Below are 22,004 nucleotides of genomic sequence, written 5' to 3' on the forward strand. Positions count from 1 at the left end.
ACATGATCAGCAGAATCGGCGCCGCGGATCACCAGGAGAAGCGCAGCCCGGCGGTCAGCCGATGGTCGCCGCCGGTCTCGTCGATCGCACCGGCATAGCCGACACCCAGCGTCACGCCAGGTGCGACATCGGCCTCGACCGCCGCGCCGATCCGGCCGGTGGTCCGCCCCTGCGAGATACCCTCCACCTGGAAGGTGTTCGCCGGGTCGCCGGTGAAGTGGGCCGTCAGCGTCTGATCGCGATCAAGCAGTTCCTGCCCGACACCCAGAGTGAAGCTCGGCCGGATCACGGTCTCGCCCTTCGACGCATCGCCATAGGCCGTAGAGAAGCGCACCCCGGCGAAGGCTTCCAACCCTTCGACCGTGCCCCCCTGGACCACCAGCGCCGCAGCGCCGGCACCGGTTTCGGTGACGTCATCACTCTTCTGCCGGTCATAGATCAGGCGCAGCATCGGGGTGACGGTCCAGCTCGGGGCCCCCGCCGCCGCCTCGGGCGTGCCCGGTTTCGCCCCAGGCACCACAAGATCGGTCGAAACGCCGATCGCGGCCGTCACCTGATCGGTATCGAAGCTGCCCCGGGCCGTGCGGTCGGTACCGGTGATCGACCGGTCGGCGTCAGAGGACGACCGGGTATAGGCGACCACCGCATCCAGCGTCACCGGCCCGGCCGGCACCGCACCATAGCCGCCGACATGCCAGCCGGTGGTGTCGATCCCGGCATCCCGGCTGCGGGCAGTGGTCCGACCGTCGGTCACGCCGGCTGCAATGCCGAGGCGCGCCGCCTCACCCACTGCAAAGTCGATGCCCACCGCCGTGCCGGCGCTCCGCCAGCGCAGATCGCCCGCCGCATCCTCACCGCTGGTCCGGCCGGTATTGCCGAAGCCGGTGATCCAGGCACCGCGATGACCGGCATGGGCGGCGTTTGCCGCCCCGTCGACGAAGGCCCGGCCCGTCCCGCGCAGATAGCGCCAGTGGCCGGCATATTCGGACCCGGCAAGATCGCCGAGGGCCGCCGCCGCATCGGCATCATCCAGCGCCGCCAGTTCGGTCAGCAACTGGTCGCGATCCCCGGTCGCCGTCAACCCCTGGGTCTCCAGCACGGTTGCGACATTGCGGGCATTGCGGGTGGTGGCGAGCGCCCGGAAGCCGTTCTCGGTATCCACCAGCCTGAGCGAGATCACGTCGCCATCAGCCAGCAGCCGTCCGACCAGACCGGCCCGATCGGTCTCGACCGTATCGAAGGTACCGGTGATGCCGTCGGCCGCCGTGATCAGCTCGGTGCTGGCATAGCGCGGCGTGCTGCCGTCGAACGAGCTGAGCGACAGCGTGCCGCCCTCGATCGTGGCGGCACCGCCCACCACCAGCCGGTCGGTGACCGTGCCGCCCGCACCGTCCGCGGCATATTCCATGGCGAGCGTGCCGGTTGCGGTCTGGGTGAAATCACCGGTGACGGTGATGGTGCCGATCGAATTGCCCGGCGCCACCTGGCCCTCGCTGATCAGATCGCCGTCGATCGTGCCATTGCCGGAAAGCGTGCCCGCGGCCCCGACCGTCATCTCATCGCCGGTGAAGCGGCCGTCGAGACGGACACCCCCCTCGTTCACATCGAAGGCGGCAGCGAGCAGATTGCCCGAGAAGCGCCAGGTGCCGGCCCCCTCCTTCTCGATCAGACCGAAACCACCGAGATCATGGGCGAAACTGCCGCCGCCTTCGAAGGTGGCGACGCTGTCTTCCCGATCGTGGGCGGCATCGAGGTCGTTGATCTCTCCCGCCAGAACGTCGCCATCGATAACGGCGCCGTCCCGCACGGTCAGCCAGCGCTCGTCGGCATCTTCCGAGAAGGTCAGGGCCCAGCCGTCTTCATTGGCGCCAAGCCGCCCGCCGATATCGGCGATATTGACCATACCCGCGTCATAGATCACACCGCCCCGGATCTCACCGCGGTTGACCAGTGTCGGAGTATCGATCGACAGGGAGTCCGGGTCGATCGAACTGGTGAAGACGATGCCGAGGGCCGCGGAAATCAGGCCGCCCGCCTGATTCTCGACGGAAGCCTCACCACCGGCCTGGATCGCCAGGCGCTCTGCCTCGATCACACCGGCATTGACCACGTCGACCAGACCGTCGGCATCGGAAGAAATGGCGACGCCACCGGTGATCCGGCCTGCGGCCGCATTGGCCAGCATGCCGTCGCCGATAAGGAACATGGCGGGCGCATGCCGCTCGTCATTCCCGCCCGAGATGGCGCCCGCATTCTCGATGTCGAAGCCGCCTTCGACATCGATGGCACTGATCCCGCCGGTGATCTCGCCGCCCGCCCGGTTGACGATCGACACATCATCGGCCGTGGCGTAGACGCCATAATCCTCGCCGGTCAGGAAGCCGGCATTGTCGATGTCGAGCGTATCGACCTCGGCATCAATGGCCGTGACGCCGGCGATGCGCGCGCCCGACAGATTGACCACATCAAGCGAACTGGCCTCGGTCTCGTCATCGACGCCGGCCCGGATGCCATAGGCGTTCGTGCCGGCAATCAGACCGGCATTGGTAATCACGGCACCATCGGCATTTACCAGATCAATCACGGCGGAATTCGGGTTGCCGTCCTCATCGCTCTGGCCGGTTCGGATCACCACACCGCCGCTGCGGTTGTCGATCACGGCATCGCTGCCGCTCAGCACCATGCCGCCAGCAATCAACCCGGCCTCATTGCGAATGCGGATATCGGCGCCGGAGGCGCTGACAGCGAAGCTCTGACCGGCGATCCGCCCGCCGATATTGTCGAGCACGAAGCCGTCACCGCCGCCCGCCACGATGGCGATATCGCCCAGGATCTGCCCCTCATTGCGGATGGCACCGGCATTGCCGTCCACGTCGCCGAGGTCGAGGATCGTGGTTCCTGCCGAGGACACCACGCCACCGGCAGCATTCACCAGGCTGCCACCCGCGAGTTCAATGGCAAGGGGAACGGTCTCTCCGTCCGGATCCCCGGTTGCCATCGCAGTGATGGTACCATGATTGAGGATCGCGCCGCCGCCGAGAGCCACGGCCAGCCCCCCGGTCGCCTGGATCAGGCCCTCATTGATCAGCTCGGCCGATCCGTCTTCCCCGGTGGCAACGATGCCGATCCCGCCGGAGATCACACCACCCCCGGCATTGCGGATCGCACCGCTTCCGAACGCGAGCGCCACTTCATCGCCCGAGATGGTACCGGCGTTGTCGATGAAGGCATTCCCATCGATGCCGATACCAATGCCACCGCCGCTGATCGTGCCGGTATTGGTGACCGTCACCTCGTCGGATGCAGAAACGACAAGGCCTGCGCCAAAGAGGCCGATGATGCTGCCGCCGTTCGCGATCTCGACGGTATCACCGGTCACCACCAGCCCACCGTCGGTGCCGCTGATCACGCCCGCATTTTCAAGCGTTACGTCGGTCCCGGCAAATGCGTTGCCCGCAGTGCCGGCAATGACGCCGGTACCGGAGTTGTTCAGGCTGACGGCACCGTCGGCGACAACCGACAGCCCGGCCACGTAACCTGCATTATCGAAGGTCGCATCGCCCGCCGCCTGAATGACGGCGCCATAGCCTTCGCCATCGATCACGCCGTTGATGTCATTGGTGACGGCAACCTCGCCGCCATCCACCGCCAGCCCCGCCTCTGCCCCGACGATGACCCCGCCATTGGCAATATCGACACTTTCGCCGACAACGATCAGAGCCGTGCCGCCACCACCGCGGATCAGAGCGCCTTCGCCATTCGACACCGCGATGTCATCTCCGTGCAGCAATATGCCGCTCGCGCCGTCGCTGACGATCACACCGCTGTTGCCGAGCAGAACTTCGGCTGCCGCCACATCGATCGCAAGGCCGTCAGCCGCCACGATGGTGTTGGTATTGGCGATCTCCAACCCGCCGATGATGTCGGCCGCCAGCGCCACGCCGTCCCCACGCGCCTGGATCAGGCCATCATTGGCAATGGCGGTCGTCAGCTCCCCGGCATCGTCGGCGACGTCACCGATCATCACCGCGCCGGCACCGCTTTCGATCACGCCGGTATTGGCGATCAGCCCGCCGCTGCCGGCCAGGATGGCGACGCCTTCCGCATCGTCACCGCCGAAGGTCGGATCGGTGGACGAGATGCGCCCGGCATTGGTGAGCGACGCCGTGCCCGCCAGCAGAAGGGCCGGTCCGGCGGCCTCGATGACCCCGCCCGCAGCATTGCCGACCACCGCATCGCCTTCGACGGTGATCGCAATGCCCTGCGCGGACCTGATGAGGCCGGCATTGGTGATCAGCGCTTCGCCCGTCAGCTGGATGGCCGTGCCTTCGGCGACGATCTCGCCGCCTGCCCGGTTCTCGATGATCGCGCCGTCCATCGCGTGGACGGCAGCGTCGTCGCTCCGGATCCGACCGATATTGTCGAGCGTGAGCGAGCCCAGGGTGACGATGCCGAACACGGAGCCCGAGACGGTGCCGCTGTTGACGACGCTGGTGGCGCTGGCTTGCGAGCCGACGATCCCGCTGCCACCATCCGCCCCCTCAATGCTGCCCGTATTGACGACGCTGCCCCTGCCGTCCTGGATGAGCACACCTGCCGCGCCGCCCGTGACGGTTCCGGCATTGCTGATCGATCCGGCATGGCCGTCTTCGTCGGCCACCAGATATACGGCGACGCCCCCCGCCACCACCGACCCGCCGGCGAGGTTGTCGAGCGCGCCGCCGGTCAGAACCACGGCATCACCGAGCGATGTGATGCTCCCCGAATTGCGGACGGAACCATTGGCCGCGGCAACCGCATTGCCGGCCATGGCGTCGATCGTCCCGGCATTGTCGACCGACGGCCGTACCCCGCCTCCCCCGACCAGGACAACGCCGCTGGCACCGGTGATCACACCGCCGTCACGATTGACGATCGTACCATCCGCGCCATAGACGGCCACGTTGCCGCCCGAGACCCGACCGGCATTATCGAGAGCGAGCGTGCCTTCGGTGCCGATACCGACCGCCCGACCGGTGATTGTGCCACTGTTGACGACGCTGGTGCCGCCGGTCACGCCACTTGCAATGCCGACACCACCGCCACCGTCGATGGTGCCTGTATTGATGACACTGCCCGTGCCCCCCAGGAGGGTCAGGGCGGAGGTGCCGCCTGTGATGACGCCGGCGTTGTCGACCACGACCACGTCGCTGATCAGTCCATTGCCTTCATCTGCCGCCACGACACCTGCCGCGGCATTCTTCAGCTCGGCCGAAGCACCGCCTTCAAGGTAAATGCCGTTGATGAAGCCGGCATTATCGAGCACCGCTCCATTGCCGGCATTGAGGGCAACACCCATTCTGTCGCCGGCGATCACGCCGCCCGCCCGGTTGGTGACCATGGTCTCGTCGCCGATGACGGCAAGGCCTGCAATGATCTGGGCGTCTCCGTCGGAGCCGCCGCCGATGATGGTTCCTGCATTGTCGATGATGGCTGTACCGGCCCTGAGCGTAACGCCCTCCAGGCCGGCCGCGCTGATGATGCCGCCCTGAAGGTTAGAGATCGTCACGCGTCCTGCAACAGCGACCCCGACCCCGTGCCCCGGCCCTTCAGAGCGGATCAGACCGGCGTTTTCGATCACCGTCTCGCGGGCAGCCGGATCCTCGTCCCCCGTCCCATCCGACACCGCAATGCCGGCCCAGCGGCGGTTGAGGATCACGCCACCCGCAAGATTGTTGATATGGCTGCCGCTACCCACGGCCACGGCACCATCCGGGACATCGTCGGGCACGACCCCATGAACAGTGACGATCTGCCCGGCGTTGACCACATCGGCGGCACCGGTGGTGAAAACCGCCGTCCCCCAGGTCAGGATCTCAGCCCCGGCGGCATTGGTCAGGGTGGCATCACCGTCGATCAGGAAGCCGGTCCCGCCGGCGACCAGTCCTTCGTTGACGATATGGGTGACATCGGCAGTGGCGCTGACGGCCGGAGCCAGGATGCCGTCGATCGTGCCCCGGTTTTCGATCCGGATCACGTCGCCGGAAAGCACGGCCGCGCCGTTGAAGCCGGTGATCCGGCCGCCTGCCTCATTGATCAGGATGGTCTCTGCCGGCCGGGCGGCGCCCGCGCGGGTGCCGGCGATCAGGCCGATTTCACTGCCCTTGCCTGCCGCGCTGCCTTCGATGATGCCGGCATTCTCAACCAGCACGGTGCCGCGACCAGTGACGAGGTTGTCGGTTTCCGCGGTGATCGATCCGCCAGCCAGATTCCGCAGCACGGCCTGTGTTCCGCCGTCGATCATCACGCCGTTCGAAACACCTGCATTGATCAGCCCGGCACTGTTGCCTGCCTCGACGGTGACACCGGCCTCCCGCCCCAGCACCATGCCGCCGGCCTGGTTCACGACCATGGCCGTGTCGGCCTGGATCGCGATGCCACCGGACACCGGCAATCCGCTGTTTGCGCCGCCAGCAATCGTACCGGCATTGGTCACATCCACCATATCGCCACGGATGGCGAGGCCGATCCCGTCGCCCAGGATAACGGCATCCGACCGGTTCATGACACTGACCGTACCGGCATCGATGCGCACGCCGTCGGCATCGTAGCTCTGCAGGGTGCCGGCATTGTCGAGCATGACCTCGCTACCGGCAGCCGTCAGCGCGACGTCCCCGCTGAGCACCATGCCACCGATCCGATTGCCGATCCCGACACCGCCCATTGCGGCGGCGATGATGCCGGTTCCCCGATCCGAGAGAATCTTGCCGGCATTGTCGATGTCGATCGCGCCACCCATTACCTGAACGCCGCCAATGCTGCCGCGGATCTCGCCGGTGGTGCCGTTCTGCAGGTTGATCGCAGCCGGGAAGCGTTCGGGGCTGCCGATTTCGATGCCGTAACCGGCGGCGTCCGAAATCACGCCGTCATTCTCCACCGTCACCGTACCGGTGCCGGTAACCAGGTTGACGGTCTGGGCGGTAATGGTGCCCCCTTCGGCATTGCGCAGCACGGCCGCGGCTCCGCCATCCAGGATGACGCCATTGGTCGTGCCGGCATTCTCCACCGTCGCCGTACCGGCCGCCTGCACGGTGATGCCCGCACTGCGCCCAAGAGCCGTGCCGGTGGCGCCGTTTACCACCCGCGCCTCCGCCGACTGCACGGCGATACCACCCGACACCTCGAGCGGGCTGCGATAGCCGCCCGAGACCACACCATCATTGGTGACGTCGACGGTCCCGCCCGTGACACCAAGGCCGACGGCCTCACCGATGATCACGCCATTCGTGCCGTTGGCGACGATCACCTCGCCGGCATTGATCAGCGCACCATCGGTCTGATTGCTCTGGATGGTCCCTTCATTCCCGATGACGGCTTGCGCGGCCTGTACAAGCAGGGCCGGCCCTTCCGCGAAGATCGCACCGCTCGCGCGATTGTCCAGGGCGAAGACGCCGGTCCCGGCAGCGACCAGGCCGGCGCCCGCCTGCCCGGTGATCACGCCGGCATTCTCGACCGCAAGCCCGGCGGTGCCATCGGGGTCCGCCATCTGCACACCGGCGGCACCGGTTATCCGGGCATCGGTGTCATTGACCAGGGTGCTGCCGACCAGCCCCACGCCTACGCCCCCGGCCGTGACCTCGCCACGGTTCTCCAGCGTCCAGCCCGGAGTTTCCGACGACACGGCCGGCTCATCGCCAGCGACCGTCCGGGCGGAACCTGCGACGATCTCCACCGCCGTTGGCAGATCCGACAAGGCCTCAAGCCTGAGCGGCACGTCACCAGACCCGACCTGAATGGTGTCGGCCAGAACCTCGTCCCGACTGCCCACGCCCCAGACCATCACGGTCATGGCGGCACCAGCCATCAGGTGGCGCCTGAGATGGATGAGACGTCGGGACAGGTCGACCTCACGGTCCAGGGAACGGGGGTGGCCAGCCATGATGCGGGCATCCTTCAGACGAGACGAACCGACGCCGGAGCCGCGCGCTCCGACCGAGCGTCAAAGATGTCCGAGCGAGCAGCCGCGCCGGAAGACCCGCAGGTTGAAAGGTCAACCCGGGTTTACATGGCCTTAACCCCGTCTCACGGTTTCCCTTGGCGGCATCAGCCCCGGTCGGGCATGCTGTCCCGCATGCACCGAGGATTGGCCTGCGCATGACCTCCGACCAACCCCCGAAGTCGCGTCCGGGCAGATCCGTCCGGTCCGCACCCGGCCTGCTGCGCCGGGTGCTGCGGGCGATGCGGGCCGTGTTGCTGGCGGTGCTGGCGATCTGGGCGGCGATGCTGGTCGCCTATCGCTGGATCGACCCGCCGGCAACGCCGCTGATGCTGATCCGCCTGGTCGAAGAGGGGCGGCTGGACTACAGGCCACGCACCCTGGACCAGATCGCCCGTACCCTGCCGAATTCGGCGATCGCGGCCGAAGACAACAATTTCTGCAGCCATTTCGCCGTGGACTGGACCGCAGTCGGCCAGGCCATCGACGAATGGCGCGATGGCCGGCCGCTGCGCGGGGCCAGCACCATTACCATGCAAACGGCCCGTAACCTGTTCCTCTGGCCGGGGGGCGGCTTTCTGCGCAAGGCGCTGGAGGTGCCGCTCGCCTTTGCGATCGAGATCCTCTGGCCGAAATGGCGAATCATCGAGCTTTACGTGAACGTCGCAGAAATGGGACCGGGCCTCTATGGCGCCGAAGCGGCCGCCCAGGCTCATTTCGGCAAGCCCGCCGCGGCCCTGACCGCGCGGGAGGCGGCGCTGCTCGCCGCGGTTCTGCCCAACCCGCGCCGCTGGAGCGCATCGGAACCGACACGCTACATCCAGCGCCGGGCCGGCGTCATCGCCCGCCGTGTGGGGCAGTTGGGGCCGGCGACAGCCTGTGCGGCGGCGCCGGCCTGAGCCATCCGGTTCAGCCGAGGCCGTGGTTACGGAACCAGGCGAGACAGCGCGCCCAACCATCCTTTGCAGCCTCGGGCCGATAGCTCGGCCGGTAATCGGCATGGAAGGCGTGGGGCGTGTCGGGATAAACGACGATCTCCGATGCCGTCGCCGCCGGTGTACCGGCAGCGGCGAGCGCGGCGCGCATCTGATCCACCGTCGCAACCGGAATACCGCTGTCGGCCCCGCCGTAAAGGCCGAGCACCGGCCCCGACAGATCGGCAGCCACATCCACCGGCTGGCGCGGTGTGATCTCGTTCGCCGCACCGACCAGTCGCCCATACCAGGCGACACCGGCCTTCACCTTCGGATTATGGGCGGCATAGAGCCAGGTCGTGCGCCCGCCCCAGCAAAAGCCGGTGATGCCCAGCCGCTCGGGATCCCCGCCGCGTTCGGCAGCGGCATGGGCGGCAATGGCATCCAGATCCGCCATCACCTGGGCATCCGGCGTCTTCGAGACCACGGTCGAGATGATGGTCTGCACGTCAGGCAGCTTCGTAACGTCCCCCTGACGTGCGAAGGGATCGAAGGCGATCGCGAGAAAGCCTTCGTGTGCGAAGCGCCGGCAGACATCGGCGATGTGCTCGTGCAGGCCGAAGATTTCGGGCGCGACCAGGATGGTGGCGAGTCTTTCGCCCCCCGCCGGCCGGGCGAAATAGCAGGGCACGTCGAAGCCCGAGACCGGCAGGGTGAAGGCACCCGCCTCCAGCCCCGCGGCATCGGTCGTGATCCGCGTCTCCGCCCGCACGGGCCTGGCGGCCAGCGCAAAACCCACCGCCAGCGAGCCGAGGGTAAAGTCGCGGCGGGTGACGTCCACAGGCGGCACGAGGCTCGCCAGGTCAGATGAATGATTGGTCATTTTTCTGGATCTCCGGCAAGGGGCGCGGTGGACGTCACCACCGCTTCCTTTGCCAGATGGCCTGATATGCCCCGGTCGACCAGCGTCTTACGCGAAACGCTGCATCCACGGGAATGCACCAATCCGCGTTGACGACCTAGTCGAGCAGGTCCGGCTGTTCCTTGACGATCCGGGCATAGAGCGGCTGGAACTGGAACCAGCCGGCCTGGGCGGTGCCGGTGACCGAATAGGCCTGGGCGGCCGAGGCATCGGAGATGACCTTGGGCGTGCCTGCCGCCTCTGCCATCAGCTGGACCTGGCAGCAGCGCTCCATCGCCACATACCACCAGACAGCCTCGTCGACCGAGGCACCGACGGTGAGCAGGCCGTGGTTCTGCAGGATCGCGGCCTTGTTGTTGCCCAAGGCCCGCGCGATCCGGTCGCCCTCGTCCAGTTCGACAACCACACCGCCGAAATCGTCATAGACGGCATGGTCGTTCCAAAAGGCGCAGGAATCCTGGGTGATCGGCTGAAGCGGCCGCCCCAGCGTCGACCAGGCACGGCCATAGACCCCGTGGCTGTGGGCCGCGGCCATCACATCCGGGCGGGCCTTGTGGATGCGGGAATGGATGGCGAAGGCCGCCGCATTGCAGATCGCATCACCATCGACCACCTGCCCCTCTTCATCGACCCGGATCAGGTTCGACACCTTGATCTGACTGAAGTGAACGCCGAAGGGATTGGTCCAGAAAGTGGTCGGATGCTCGGGATCGCGGACCGTGATATGGCCGGCCACGCCTTCATCCAGGCCGAAGCGCGAGAAGATCCGGAAACCGGCGGCAAGACGCTGCTTGGCATGAAGCCGGGCCTCCTCCACCCGCTCGAAGCGGGGCGGTCGGGGCAGGTTGCCGTAGCGGGCAGCGGCAGCACTCATCGGCCCCGGATCCGTCGCGGGGCGCTTTGCTGCGGGATCGGCAGCCGGGGCGGGATGCTGGGCGGTCATGGCATCAGTCCTCCATCGCCTTTTTGTAGACCGACTGCTTCGGCGCGGCGAACACCCGCCGCAGCATGGGCTCGAAGGCTTCAAGCGGCATACACGCGGCATCGGCATCGAAGGCCGGCGCATCGTATTTTTCGCAGAAGGCCGCCGTGCGGTCGAAATTCGGATGCCCCCGGAACTGTTCCCGGATGTCACGGTCCAGCCCGATGTGGTGGAAGAAGTAATAGCCCTGGAACAGACCGTGTTTCTCCACCATCCAATGATGCTCCGGCTCGACGAAGGGCTTCACGATCGCGGCCGCGATATCCGGATGGTTATAGCTGCCGAGCGTATCCCCGATATCATGGAGCAGGGCACAGACGACATATTCCTCGCTCTCGCCGGCCTGATGGGCAAGCGTGGCGGTCAACAGCGAATGATGCAGCCGATCGATCGGAAATCCGCCGAAATCACCATCCAGCAGTTTCAGATGATCCAGGATCCGGTCGGGCAGCGCCCTCGCATAGCCGCGGAAGCTGCCGGCGATCTTCGCCCAATCCTCGGCGGTGCCCTCCTGCATGCGGCGAAAGCCGGCGCGGGCTTCGGCATCGGGCGGCGTGATGGCGTTCATGTGACGGCTCGTCCTCCCTCTCAATCTTTGACGGGGCCGGGTTGTCGCCCCTTGCCCGAACGTTGGTTCAGGGACAAACATGCTAGGATCATGTGTCTCCCGCCGTCTGTCGGCCCTGCGACAGTCCGGGCAACCATCCCCTCTCTTCCTTGAGCCGCTGCCCCGTCAGATGACCATCCCCTTCGCCGACCAGAGCGGCTTCCTTTCCTCCTCTCTGCCCGAGGACACGGTACGGCGCCTGACGGATGCCGGCAGCCGGCGACGGGTGCCGGATGGCGGGCTGATTCATGCCAAGGGCGACGAGGCCGATGCCTTGTTCGGCGTCCTCTCGGGCGCAGTTCGTATCGCCTCAGCCGGCGATGACGGCCGGGAACTGGTTCTGGCCGTGCTGGAGCCGGGGGCCTGGTTCGGTGAAATCGCCCTCATCGATGGTGGCCGTCGCACCCATGACGCGGTGGCGCTGGGCGAGAGCGAGCTGATCGTAGTACCGAAGGCCGCCTTCGTACGCCTGCTTGCAGAACATCCGCCACTGTCGGAACATCTTCTGGTTCTGCTCTGCCGCCGGCTGCGCATGACCTTTTCAGCTCTCGAAGACGAAGCCTTTCTGCCCCTCGACCGCCGGCTCGCCAAGCGCCTGCTGGCGCTGGCCGATGCCTATGGAGAGGTCGAAGGCACCGCCACACGGATCGCCCTGCATCTGCCGCAGGAGGAATTGGGTCACATGCTCGGCACGTCGCGCCAGACCGTCAATCGCCTGCTCGGCGCCTGGGCGCGCGACGGGCTGATCGCCCGCGCCTATGGGCGGGTGACGATCACGGACCGGGCCGCCCTGGACCGGATCGCCCGCGGATGACGGCGGGCGGCGAGGAGCGTCTGCCCCTGAGAATCTGCGTGATCGGCGACAGTTTCGTGGCCGGTGCGGGCGACAGCACCTGCCTGGGCTGGGCGGGCCGCGTGGCGGCAAAGGCCATCGCACGCGGTGCCGATCTCACCCTCTACAATCTGGGCATCCGCCGCGACACCAGCCGCGACATCGCCGAACGCTGGCTGAGCGAAAGCCGCGCCCGGCTGCCGGAGGGCGTCGACGGCCGGCTGATCTTCGCCTTCGGGGTCAATGACCGCATGGAGGCGCCCACGCCCTCTGGCACCAGGCTGCCGATGGCCGAAAGTCTCGCCAATGCCGAGGGCATTCTGAGGGTTGCCGGCGCCCGCCGGCCCGTGCTGATGGTCGGTCCGCCGCCGATCGCGGAAGACGAGCCCAATCTGCGCATCCGGGCATTGAGCGACGCCCTCGGGCCGATCTGCCGGCGCCTGGACGTGCCATGGCTGCCGGTCTTCGATGCCCTGGCCGCAGATCCGGTCTGGATGGCAGAGGTCCGTGCCGGCGATGGTGCCCATCCGGATGCCGCAGGATATGAACGCCTTGCCACGTTGATCGAAGGCTGGCCGGCCTGGCGGGCCTGGACCGGCAGCACCTGACACGGCCTTGGCCGGGTCAGCGCGGCATCTTTGCAATCTCGGCCATCAGCCAGTCCCGAAAGGCCGACACCGCCGGCCGGCGCAGCCCGGCTTCGGTTGCAACCAGATAATAACCCCAGCCGTCATCAGCACTGATGTCGGGGAAAAGCGGCACCAGCCTGCCGGCCGCGATCGCATCGGCCGTAAGCGACGGCCGGCCGATGGCGATGCCCTGACCGGCTTCCGCCGCCTCGATCACCGCAGTCGATTCACTGAAGACCGGTCCGCCCGGCCCGGCGGCGATCACCTCCGGCATCGCCACCCCCGCCGCCCGGAACCAGCAGCCCCAATCATCGAGTTCGGCGAAGTGCAGTCGCACCTGATCCAGCAGGCAGGCGGGCGCAAAATCAGTGCGGGCACGCAGCGCGGCGGCCAAAGCAGGCGCTGCGACCGGGGTGAGGGGTTCGGGACCGAGCGGCAGCACCACCAGACCGCGCCAGTCCCCGCGCCCCCAGCGCAGGGCGATATCGGCCTCGCCGCGGGCGAGGTCGACATGGTGACGCTGGCTGTCGAGACGCACGGCCAGATCGGGCTGCGCCTTCAGGAACCCGCCGATGCGGGGGGCCAGCCAGAGGCTTGCAAAACTCGGCGCCACGCCGACGGTCAGGATGCCGGGCGCCGTGCGGGCCAGCGCCCGTTCATAGGCATGGGCCATCCCGTCCAGCGCCTGATGGGCGGCATCGGCAAGGTCGGCACCGACAGCGGTCAGGCGGACCCCGCGGGCTTCGCGTTCGAACAGCTTCAGCCCCAGCCGGTCTTCCAGCGTCTTCACCTGCTGGCTGACGGCCCCGGGGGTAAGGCCAAGCTCTCCTGCTGCCGCCGCCATGCCGCCCAGCCGCGCCGCGGCGGTAAAGGCCCGGATCGCATTCAGCGGCAGGCGCGCAATAGTGCGCGCCCGCGCGATCTCGGGCCGAAGCGCCGGATCGGCATGGGCGCCCCCCGGTTCGGGATTGGGATCGCGGAGCGGAGCATCTGCCATGCGCCGATCATGCCGTGGCGGGAAGAACCGGTCCAGGGGCAGCAAGCCGTGCTATGGGGGCCGCACCTGCCGGAAGGCTGCGAAGGCGCAGGCGCCCCACCCCCAGCAGACGGGCAAGTTCACCATCGCGGAAGGGCGGCCGCCGGTCGGCAGGCAGATCCAGTTCGACGACGGTATCCGCCCCGAAAGTCTTCCCCGCTGCAACATCCCGCACCAGGGCCCGCAGCCGGTCCAGGCGCCGGTTGGCGAGGATCGTTCCCGGCGTCGCCCAAAGCGGATCCACCGACGGCCAGAGACGTTCATGAACGCTGCCGGCCCCGGCACCCCAGCGCGCCAGCCAGGCTTCTTCGGCGGTAAAGGGCAGAAGCGGCGCAACCCAGGCGACCAGATGGTTGAAGGCGCGGGCGGCGACCGCCGCGACCGCCCGCCGCCCCGAGGCATCCGCATCGGCCGCCAGCAGCCCGGCCCGCAATCCCGCCCAGCCGGTGGTCAGCTCATCGGCGCAGAACCGTGTCAGCCGGGCCAGCATCGCCGGCAGATCGGCCGCCTCCAGATCGTCGCGCAGCTCGGCATCGATCTCGACCAGCCGGGTGAGCAGCAGGATCTCGGGCAGATCGAGCCGGTCGACCGGCGGAAGCAGCCCGGCCGGTGCCACCGACAGATGATCGAGCATCCGGCCAAGGGTCACACGGATGCACTGGAATGCGGCAGAAGCGTCGGCATCGTCACCGGCCGCAAACCGTGCACGGAGCAGATCGGCACCCTCCTGGTCCGCATGCCCGGCCCAACGCCGCCACTCGGCGCCGGCGTCACTCTGGGGGGCATCGGCATCCGCCAGCAGGCCGAGCCGCCGGCCGGCGGCATGGGCGGCCCCGGCCGGGGGGGGCGTGTCGAACCCGGCCATGCGCCGGGCGCGCGCCAGCATGTCCTGGCAGAGAGCCTCCTCGACCACGCCTGCGCCCGGCGGCAGGATCCCGGGCATGTCGGGCAGGGCCGCGCGCGGCCGGCCGGCGCAGGCGCTGCGGACACGGCGATGCAGGCGCATCTCGGTCCACGCCTCCACGAGCCTGGTTTCGCGTGCGGGATCAGCCTCGACGGAGAAGGTCAGATGCCCGGAGACGGAAGGATGATCGGAAAAGGGCGTGGCGGTGGCCTGAAGAAGCAGCTCGGTCATGATCGGATCCCGTCGGTCGTACCGCCCCGCCGGGCGGTCCTTCCGATGCGAAACCGGGACCTCGTCTCCGAGCGGTCAGGCGGTGCCTGTATCGTCGCTCCGGCGCCCTATGACGACGCCGGTCCCGGCCTCCGCAGAGACCGGGCGGGAAATTCGCGCAATCGATACCGATACCAGGCAGCGGCCACGGGCGGCCGGGGAGCGGCGGGCATGCGTGCAGATGCCGACGATCATGACTGCCCTCCTCTCCTGCGCGTGACGAACCTGTGCGGGGAAGCCTGCGCGATGGCGCACCTCTCCGTCAAGAACGATCTGCCGGGGGGGTGCCCGTCAGCCGGCGCGGATCCGCGCCAGGATCTCACGTACCACCTGGTCGAGCCGCGAAACAGTCGTGGTGAGTTCCTCGGTACCAGCCAGTACCGCATCGGCGGCATCGCCGGTCCGGTCGGAGGCCTGCCCCACCTCGGCCGCGCGCACCGACACCCGGTCGGTTGCGGTGGCGGCTTCCTGGACGTTGCGGGCGATTTCGGCGGTGGCGGCCCCCTGCTGATCGATGGCCGAGGCGATGGTGAGCGCAATCTCGTGCATCTCACGAATGCTGACCGTCACCCGGTCGATCGCCGTGCCCATATCGGCCGCAGCGCCCTGGATCTCGCCCAACCGCCCCGAAATATCGGCGGTCGCCCGCGCAGTCTGATCGGCCAGCGCCTTCACCTCGGATGCGACCACGGCAAAGCCCTTGCCGGCCTCGCCGGCACGGGCCGCCTCGATGGTGGCATTCAGCGCCAGAAGATTGGTCTGGCCGGCGATGTCGCCGATCAGCGACACCACCTGGCCGATCACACGGCCCGTCTCGGCCAGCCGCTTCGCCTGGCTGTCAGCACTGCCCGCCTCTTCGACCGCCCGATCGGCGGCACCGCGGGCCCGACCGACCTGGGAGCCGATCTCACCGATCGAGGCCGACAATTCTTCCGCCGCGGCGGAGACGGTCTGGACATTGGCGGCAGCCGCTCGCGATTCGGCATCCACCGCCCGTGCACCATCGATCGATGTCGCCGACATCTGGCCCATCCCGACTGCGGTGTCGCGCATCCGCGCCGCCGCGGTGATCAACTCCTGCAGCATCCGGCCCGCCTCCTGTTCAAAAGCGTCGGCGATCCGCCGGCGTTCGGATGCAAGCTCCGCTTCATGGGCCTCGCGCCGTCGCTCTGCCTCGTGGGCCAGTTCGTCGGCGCGGGCCAGACCGTCGCGGAACACGACCACAGTGCGGGCCATGGCACCGATTTCGTCGGCCCGGGCCGTTGCCGGCACCTCGATCGCGCGATCGCCCTCGGCCAGCTGATGCATGGTACCGGTCAGCCGGCGGATCGGTGCGGCAATCGCGTGCCCCATCCAGAACAGCGCGAGCCCGGCACCCAGGGCGATCACCACCAGGCCGATCGACAGCCGTCGCTCCACGGCGCGGGCTTCGGCGAAGACCGCCGCCTCTGGCACCGTGACCAGCACCGTCCAATGTGCCGCACCACGGCCCGGATCCACCGGCAGCGCCCGGACCAGAACCGGGCCGGCGGGCCCGGCCACCTCGGCACCATCCAGCGCCCTTTCGACCGGCCCGCTCGCCGTTGCCTTCAGGATGCCGGCAATCGCCGGGGCCGTCGCCGGCTTCCCGCGGCGCGCGTCGTCGGGATGAACCACCCACAATCCGTCGGCGGACAATACCGCCACCTGGCCGCTGCCGAAGGGTCTGGCCGCACCGATCCGCCGCTGCAGGTCATCGAGGCCCAGATCGACGGTGGCGACGCCGACCGGCTTGCCCGCCCGCAGAATGGGGGCAGCGGCCGTGGTCATCAGCACATCCCGCCCGGCGACGGGATAAAGATAGGGCTCGGTCACCAGGCTGCGGCCGGCACGCATGGGCGCGCCATACCAGGCGTCCGCCGCCGCATCCATGATCAACGGCTCGGTCACCACGCCGCCATCAGCGGTGCGCGACATATAGGGCACGAACCGGCCTTCGGCGTCACCGAGACCGGTGTTGCGGAAATCGGCATCCCGCCCGTCGGGCAGGCCGGGCTGCCAGCCAAGGCCACCGCCGACCACCCCCGCCTCGGCCGCGATCACCCCGTGCAATGCCGCGGCCAGGGCCGTGCGATCGGTGACGCCGGCAGCCAGCATGCCGGTCTGCCCGGCCGCCATCGTCTCGGCCAGGGCAACGGCACGGCCGATCTCTTCCGCCACCACCGCCGCCTGGCCGGCTGCCGTCTCCGCCAGAATCCGGTCGGCCGCAAGCCGCGCCGCCTCTTCCTGGGTCCGCAGCACATAGGCAGTCGCCAGCCCGAAGCCGACGAGCAGGATCCCACCGCCCAGCACCAGGATGCGCAGGCGCAGGGATCTGAAGATACCGCGTCCGGCCATGTCGCCCTCCGTCCATGTCGTGTGTCCGATCTATCACACCAACCATGACGCGCGGATGACGATCCGGCTGTGGTTCAGCGGCATTCCCCCTCACCCCCAGAAATCCTCGATGGACCCACGCCCGCAGATGGGCGAGGCTTCATACGTTCCTCCGCCAGGCCCTCGCCGGATATGCGCCCCCATGCCCGATACTGCCCCAGCCCATACACCGCTCGTCACTGCCCTGCCGGTGCCGATCATCCGGCCTCTCGTCGATGCCGATGGAGACGGGCTGATCGCCCTCATCGATCTCTGCTGGTCCGCCTATCCGGGCTGCATCCTGGATGTCGATGGTGAACTGCCGGAGCTGCGCCACTATGCCAGCCATGTCGATGCCCGTGGCGGTGCCGCCTGGGTGGCCGTTGCAGGCGGCGATCCCGCTGCCCCGGCAACGGCGGACACGATCCTGGCCAGTTGCGCGGTGATGGCGGCAGAGGGCGAAGCAGCGGGCCATTTCGAGTTGTTCAAACTGTATGTCTCACCACGGGCACGGCGGCTCGGCCTCGCCCGACGGATGCTGGTGCGCGCCATCGAACACGCCCGCAACGCCGGTGGCCGGCATCTGATGCTCTGGACAGATACCCGTTTCGCCGAGGGCCATGCCTTCTACGAGGCGCACGGCTTCGTACGGGCCCCCGTGACCCGCGAGCTTCACGATCTCAGCCGTTCGGTCGAATACCGCTACGACCTGCCGCTCGGATCCGACGCATGAGTGCGTCTGGCGGAACCGAAGCCGCCGGCACCCGGCCGGTCGGGGCGATGCTGCTGGCGGTCTGCCTGCTCTCGACCATGGATGTGGTGGTGAAGCTGCTGGGCGGCGATCACGGCATCGGCCAGATCGTGCTGCTCAAATCCGCGGCCTCCCTGCCCTGGGTCGGGCTCTGGTGGCTGCTCAGGCCCGAGCGCAGCACCTGGCGACTGGCCCGGCCGGCGGCTCATCTGCTGCGCGGTGTGCTGCTGGCGATCGCAGGTTTCGGCTTCTTTACCGCCTTCACCCTGCTGCCGCTGGCAGAGGCCTATGCCATCCTCTTCACGGCCCCGATCGTGACCGTGCTGCTCGCCTGGGCACTGATGGGGGAACGGCCGGGCAAGGGGGCGGGCATCGCCCTCTCGGCCGGTTTCCTGGGCGTGCTGGTGGTCGCCTCGCCGGGGTTGATGGTCCAGGACGATCAGGGCCATGGCCCGCTGACGGGCTATGTGGCGGCGCTGATCGGCACGGTCGGCTATGCCGGCGTCATCGTGACCACCCGCAAGCTGGCGCCCTCGGAGGGCATCGGGGCGCTGGCGCTGAGCGCCAACCTGGTCGCGGGCACGGTTGCAATTCCGGTGGCGCTGATCGACTGGACGCCGGTCTCGGCCACCCAGCTTGCCGGCTATCTGGTCGTGGCCGGGCTGAGTGTCAGCGGAATCGCGCTGATTTCCTGGGCCTTGGCCCGGGTCGAAGTGCAGCGGGTGGCCCCGCTGGAATACACCGCTTTCGCCTGGGCCGTGCTCTATGACTGGGCGATCTGGCGGACGACGCCGGGCCTGGCCTCGATCATGGGGGCTGCGATCATCGTCAGCGCCTGCCTTTGGCTGGAGACCCGCCGCGCCGCCGGACAGAGGCGGGCGGCGGGCTGACTTCGGGGGGACGCCAGGGGTTGATGGTGCGGGTTGATCCCCGCCATCAACCCCGCGCAGCCATGTCCTTCAGCTGCGCCTTCAGCACCTTGCCGGTGGCGGTTGCCGGGAAGGCATCCATGATCACGAACTCGGCCGGGCGCTTATAGGGCGCCAGCCGTTCCGCAACCCAGCCGGCGAGCGCCTCGCGGGTCAGCACCCGCCCCGGCACCGGCTGGACGAAGGCCACCACCTCTTCATTGCCGGGGACCGTCCGGCCGACCACGGCCGACTGCGCCACATCGGGATGGGCGTTCAGCACCCCCTCCACCTCGGGCGGGTAGACGTTGAAACCCGAGCGGATGATCAGCTCCTTGGCCCGCCCGGCGATGAAGATCCGGCCACCCTCGACACGCGCCAGATCACCGGTGTCGAACCAGCCTCCCGGCTTCATCACCTCGGCCGTCAACTCCGGCGCCTTGTAATAGCCCTTCATCACCCCGGGGCTGTGGATCCAGAGCCGGCCGACCTGGCCGTCGGGCAGGTCGCGGTCGTCGGCATCGACCACCTTGACCGCCATATTCGGCAACGGCCGGCCGACGCTGTCGTCGATGGCCGGTTCCGCGGGGGTGGTCTGCGACACAGCAGAGGTCGTCTCGGTCAGGCCGTAACCGTTGTGGAGCGAGGTTCCCACCAGCGCCTCGGCCGCTGCCTTCACGGCCGGATCCAGCGGCGAACCGCCCGCCGAGCAATAGCGCAGATATGGCCGGGCGATCGATGTCTGGCCGCGCGATTTCAGCACCGCCAGCAGGCGCTGATACATCGCAGGCACGCCCTGGAACATGGTGACGCCCTCGTCCGCCAGCGCGCGGAAGACGGCATCGGGGTCGAAACGCGGCGCCAGGCGCAGCGTCGCCCCACGCATCATCGATCCGGTCAGCACCGACGACAGGCCGAAGATGTGCGACATCGGCAGCACGGCATAGACCACGTCGCGATGGGTGATCTGGCGGCCGCGGCCGGATTCATCCGCCACCAGGATCAGATTGGCGTGGGTGATCATCACACCCTTGGGATTGCCGGTGGTGCCGGTGGTATAGACCAGCGCCGCCACCTGCCCCGGGCCCTCTTCCACCGGCTCGGGCATCGCCTCCGGGTTTTCGGGCGACAGCATCACCCGGCCCAGCGCGCCCAGATCGATCTCCCCGGCCCCGGCCCTCGCACCATGGGCGGCAGCCTCAGGCGATACGCCGCTGGTATAAAGGATGCGCCGGGCCCCCGAATGGGCCGCGATCCGGTCCACCTCCGCCCCGGTCAGCCGGGCATTGAGCGGGATGACCCAGACATCGCGGCGGCTGGCGGCCAGGATCGCGCCGACCAGGGCGGGCGCATTCTCCGAGACCACCAGCAGCCGGTCCCCCGGCCGCACGCCCCAACCGTCGAGCCGGCGGGCCAGGGCCTCGCTCTCGGCCATCAGTTCGGCAAAGCTGATCCGGCCGTCGTCATGGATGATCGCAGGCTTGTCCGGATGGGCGCGGGCGGCCGCCTCCATCACCTCGTGCAGGCGTCGATAGCGATGCGGGTTGCCGACGTGATCCTCGAACCGTGGCGCCGCGGCGGGGGCGTCGGCGGTCATGAACGGGCCTCGCGGATCATGTTGCGGGCGATCACGATCTGCTGGATCTGGCTGGTGCCTTCATAGAGCCGGAACAGGCGGACATCGCGATAGAAACGCTCGACACCGTAATCGGCGATATAGCCGGCGCCGCCCAGGATCTGCACCGCCCGATCCGCCACCCGGCCGACCATCTCGGACGCGAAGAGCTTGCAGCACGAGGCGAGCATGTTGACGTCCTCGCCGGCATCGCGGCGGCGGGCGGCATCTTCGACCATGCAGCGCGCGGCGTAGGCCTCGGTACGGCTGTCGGCAAGCATGGCCTGAATCAGCTGGAATTCGGCGATCGGCTGGCCGAACTGACGGCGGTCCATGGCATAGCTGAGGGCGTCATGGATCAGGCGCTCGGCCACGCCGACACAGACCGACGCGATATGCAGCCGGCCGCGATCCAGCACCTTCATCGCGGTCTTGAAGCCCACGCCTTCGACGCCGCCGATCACCGCCGAGGCCGGCACGCGGCAATCCTCGAAGATCACATCCGCCGTATGGGCGCCGCGCTGGCCCATCTTGCGATCGGGCTTCGCCACCGTCAGACCGGGCGTGCCGCGCTCGACGATGAAGGCCGAGATGCCCGAGGCCCCGCGCTTCTCGGGGTCGGTTCGCGCCATCACCGTATAGATGCCGGCCTCGGGCGCATTGGTGATGTAGCGCTTGGTGCCGTTGAGCACATAGCCGTCACCGTCGCGCCGGGCACTGGTCCTGAGGCTCGCCGCATCCGAGCCGCTTTCCGGTTCGGTGAGGCAGAAGGATCCGATCACCTCGCCCGAGGCCAGCTTCGGCAGCCACTGCGCCTTCTGTTCGGCGGTGCCGTCCATCACGATGCCCTGGGCGCCGATGCCGTTATTGGTGCCGAGCAGCGACCGGAAGGCGGGCGATGTCCAGCCCAGTTCGAAGGCGACCTTCACCTCTTCGGTCATCGACAGCCCGAGCCCGCCGAACTCTTCCGGAATCGACAGACCGAACAGGCCGAGCTCACGCATCTCGGCGACCACCTCATGCGGGATCTCGTCGGTCTCGGCGACCTGATGCTCCAACGGCACCAGCCGCTCACGCACAAAGCGCCGGACGGTGCCGACCAGCTGTTCCAGGGTTTCGGGATCGAGGGCCATGATTCGGGGAATTCCTCAACGCGGGCGAAGCGGATGCGGCGGGGATCGCAGCACGGCTGCAGACGAGAACGGCGGCCGCCACGTCGCCGGATGGCGGAGGGGTATCGCAACCGGCCACCGTCCTCATCGCCC

Annotated in this window: 14 protein-coding genes; 5 read left to right on the plus strand and 9 right to left on the minus strand. The window is 68.2% G+C overall.

Features of this window, described 5'->3' with window-relative positions:
• Positions 1–28 precede the first annotated feature (28 nt).
• Positions 29–7,918 carry an autotransporter domain-containing protein gene (locus P7L68_RS24835; RefSeq protein WP_372002492.1) on the minus strand — a complete coding sequence of 2,630 codons (7,890 nt, stop codon included), beginning with the start codon at positions 7,916–7,918 and terminating at the stop codon, positions 29–31.
• Between the two features lie 215 nt (positions 7,919–8,133).
• Here P7L68_RS24835 and mtgA point away from each other — a divergent pair, with 215 nt between their 5' ends.
• Positions 8,134–8,874: a monofunctional biosynthetic peptidoglycan transglycosylase gene (mtgA, locus tag P7L68_RS24840; protein ID WP_372002493.1), complete on the plus strand. Its 741-nt coding sequence runs from the start codon at positions 8,134–8,136 to the stop codon at positions 8,872–8,874.
• A gap of 10 nt (positions 8,875–8,884) precedes the next feature.
• Here mtgA and P7L68_RS24845 read toward each other — a convergent pair whose 3' ends face one another.
• The 3 genes from P7L68_RS24845 to P7L68_RS24855 all read right to left on the minus strand — a co-directional run bounded on the left by P7L68_RS24845 (position 8,885) and on the right by P7L68_RS24855 (position 11,361).
• Positions 8,885–9,772, minus strand: a complete 888-nt coding sequence (locus P7L68_RS24845) for a dienelactone hydrolase family protein (RefSeq protein ID WP_372002494.1) — start codon at positions 9,770–9,772, stop codon at positions 8,885–8,887.
• Between the two features lie 136 nt (positions 9,773–9,908).
• Positions 9,909–10,685 (minus strand): class II aldolase/adducin family protein, encoded by a 777-nt coding sequence (locus P7L68_RS24850; protein WP_041605220.1) that lies wholly within the window; start codon positions 10,683–10,685, stop codon positions 9,909–9,911.
• A gap of 73 nt (positions 10,686–10,758) precedes the next feature.
• The gene (locus tag P7L68_RS24855) at positions 10,759–11,361 is read right to left on the minus strand and encodes an HD domain-containing protein (protein ID WP_014743753.1); all 603 of its coding nucleotides are present in this window, start codon (positions 11,359–11,361) and stop codon (positions 10,759–10,761) included.
• Between the two features lie 169 nt (positions 11,362–11,530).
• On the opposite strand from P7L68_RS24855, the gene P7L68_RS24860 reads away from it, so the two are divergent.
• On the plus strand, positions 11,531–12,214 hold the full coding sequence (locus P7L68_RS24860) for a Crp/Fnr family transcriptional regulator (protein ID WP_372002495.1): 684 nt from the start codon (positions 11,531–11,533) through the stop codon (positions 12,212–12,214).
• A complete protein-coding gene (locus P7L68_RS24865; protein ID WP_372002496.1) occupies positions 12,211–12,840 on the plus strand; it encodes a GDSL-type esterase/lipase family protein in 630 nt (209 codons plus the stop codon). Before P7L68_RS24860 ends, P7L68_RS24865 begins: the two co-directional genes overlap by 4 nt.
• 16 nt (positions 12,841–12,856) lie before the next feature.
• Here the strand turns inward: P7L68_RS24865 and P7L68_RS24870 are convergent, their stop codons facing one another.
• From P7L68_RS24870 to P7L68_RS24880, 3 genes are all read right to left on the minus strand, one after another.
• The gene (locus tag P7L68_RS24870) at positions 12,857–13,858 is read right to left on the minus strand and encodes a LysR substrate-binding domain-containing protein (protein ID WP_372002497.1); all 1,002 of its coding nucleotides are present in this window, start codon (positions 13,856–13,858) and stop codon (positions 12,857–12,859) included.
• 7 nt (positions 13,859–13,865) lie between these two features.
• Positions 13,866–15,032: a class I tRNA ligase family protein gene (locus P7L68_RS24875; RefSeq protein ID WP_372002498.1), complete on the minus strand. Its 1,167-nt coding sequence runs from the start codon at positions 15,030–15,032 to the stop codon at positions 13,866–13,868.
• A 330-nt stretch (positions 15,033–15,362) separates the two neighbouring features.
• The gene (locus tag P7L68_RS24880) at positions 15,363–17,447 is read right to left on the minus strand and encodes a methyl-accepting chemotaxis protein (RefSeq protein ID WP_372002499.1); all 2,085 of its coding nucleotides are present in this window, start codon (positions 17,445–17,447) and stop codon (positions 15,363–15,365) included.
• Positions 17,448–17,628: 181 nt separating this feature from the next.
• On the opposite strand from P7L68_RS24880, the gene P7L68_RS24885 reads away from it, so the two are divergent.
• Together P7L68_RS24885 and P7L68_RS24890 are read left to right on the plus strand one after the other, a co-directional pair.
• Positions 17,629–18,198, plus strand: coding sequence for a GNAT family N-acetyltransferase (locus tag P7L68_RS24885; protein WP_372002500.1), 570 nt, complete (start codon positions 17,629–17,631; stop codon positions 18,196–18,198).
• A complete protein-coding gene (locus P7L68_RS24890; RefSeq protein ID WP_372002501.1) occupies positions 18,195–19,106 on the plus strand; it encodes a DMT family transporter in 912 nt (303 codons plus the stop codon). The genes P7L68_RS24885 and P7L68_RS24890 overlap by 4 nt, the downstream gene beginning before the upstream one ends.
• Before the next feature lie 46 nt (positions 19,107–19,152).
• Here the strand turns inward: P7L68_RS24890 and P7L68_RS24895 are convergent, their stop codons facing one another.
• Both P7L68_RS24895 and P7L68_RS24900 read right to left on the minus strand, forming a co-directional pair.
• Positions 19,153–20,721, minus strand: coding sequence for a class I adenylate-forming enzyme family protein (locus P7L68_RS24895; protein ID WP_372002502.1), 1,569 nt, complete (start codon positions 20,719–20,721; stop codon positions 19,153–19,155).
• Entirely contained in the window at positions 20,718–21,872 is a 1,155-nt protein-coding gene (locus P7L68_RS24900; protein ID WP_372002503.1) for an acyl-CoA dehydrogenase family protein, read from the minus strand. Before P7L68_RS24900 ends, P7L68_RS24895 begins: the two co-directional genes overlap by 4 nt.
• Between the last annotated feature and the right edge of the window lie 132 nt (positions 21,873–22,004).

It is taken from the genome of Tistrella mobilis (assembly GCF_041468085.1).
Classification (GTDB): Bacteria; Pseudomonadota; Alphaproteobacteria; order Tistrellales; family Tistrellaceae; genus Tistrella; species Tistrella mobilis_A.

What these genes read in the sequence shown, in the direction of transcription:
- P7L68_RS24845 (WP_372002494.1), bottom strand. Translation starts at nt 9,772, where the DNA reads ATGACCAATCATTCATCTGACCTGGCGAGCCTCGTGCCGCCTGTGGAC.
- P7L68_RS24880 (WP_372002499.1), bottom strand. Translation starts at nt 17,447, where the DNA reads ATGGCCGGACGCGGTATCTTCAGATCCCTGCGCCTGCGCATCCTGGTG.
- P7L68_RS24890 (WP_372002501.1), top strand. Translation starts at nt 18,195, where the DNA reads ATGAGTGCGTCTGGCGGAACCGAAGCCGCCGGCACCCGGCCGGTCGGG.
- P7L68_RS24850 (WP_041605220.1), bottom strand. Translation starts at nt 10,685, where the DNA reads ATGAGTGCTGCCGCTGCCCGCTACGGCAACCTGCCCCGACCGCCCCGC.
- P7L68_RS24835 (WP_372002492.1), bottom strand. Translation starts at nt 7,918, where the DNA reads ATGGCTGGCCACCCCCGTTCCCTGGACCGTGAGGTCGACCTGTCCCGA.
- P7L68_RS24865 (WP_372002496.1), top strand. Translation starts at nt 12,211, where the DNA reads ATGACGGCGGGCGGCGAGGAGCGTCTGCCCCTGAGAATCTGCGTGATC.
- P7L68_RS24895 (WP_372002502.1), bottom strand. Translation starts at nt 20,721, where the DNA reads ATGACCGCCGACGCCCCCGCCGCGGCGCCACGGTTCGAGGATCACGTC.
- P7L68_RS24875 (WP_372002498.1), bottom strand. Translation starts at nt 15,032, where the DNA reads ATGACCGAGCTGCTTCTTCAGGCCACCGCCACGCCCTTTTCCGATCAT.
- P7L68_RS24870 (WP_372002497.1), bottom strand. Translation starts at nt 13,858, where the DNA reads ATGGCAGATGCTCCGCTCCGCGATCCCAATCCCGAACCGGGGGGCGCC.
- P7L68_RS24900 (WP_372002503.1), bottom strand. Translation starts at nt 21,872, where the DNA reads ATGGCCCTCGATCCCGAAACCCTGGAACAGCTGGTCGGCACCGTCCGG.
- P7L68_RS24855 (WP_014743753.1), bottom strand. Translation starts at nt 11,361, where the DNA reads ATGAACGCCATCACGCCGCCCGATGCCGAAGCCCGCGCCGGCTTTCGC.
- mtgA (WP_372002493.1), top strand. Translation starts at nt 8,134, where the DNA reads ATGACCTCCGACCAACCCCCGAAGTCGCGTCCGGGCAGATCCGTCCGG.
- P7L68_RS24860 (WP_372002495.1), top strand. Translation starts at nt 11,531, where the DNA reads ATGACCATCCCCTTCGCCGACCAGAGCGGCTTCCTTTCCTCCTCTCTG.
- P7L68_RS24885 (WP_372002500.1), top strand. Translation starts at nt 17,629, where the DNA reads ATGCCCGATACTGCCCCAGCCCATACACCGCTCGTCACTGCCCTGCCG.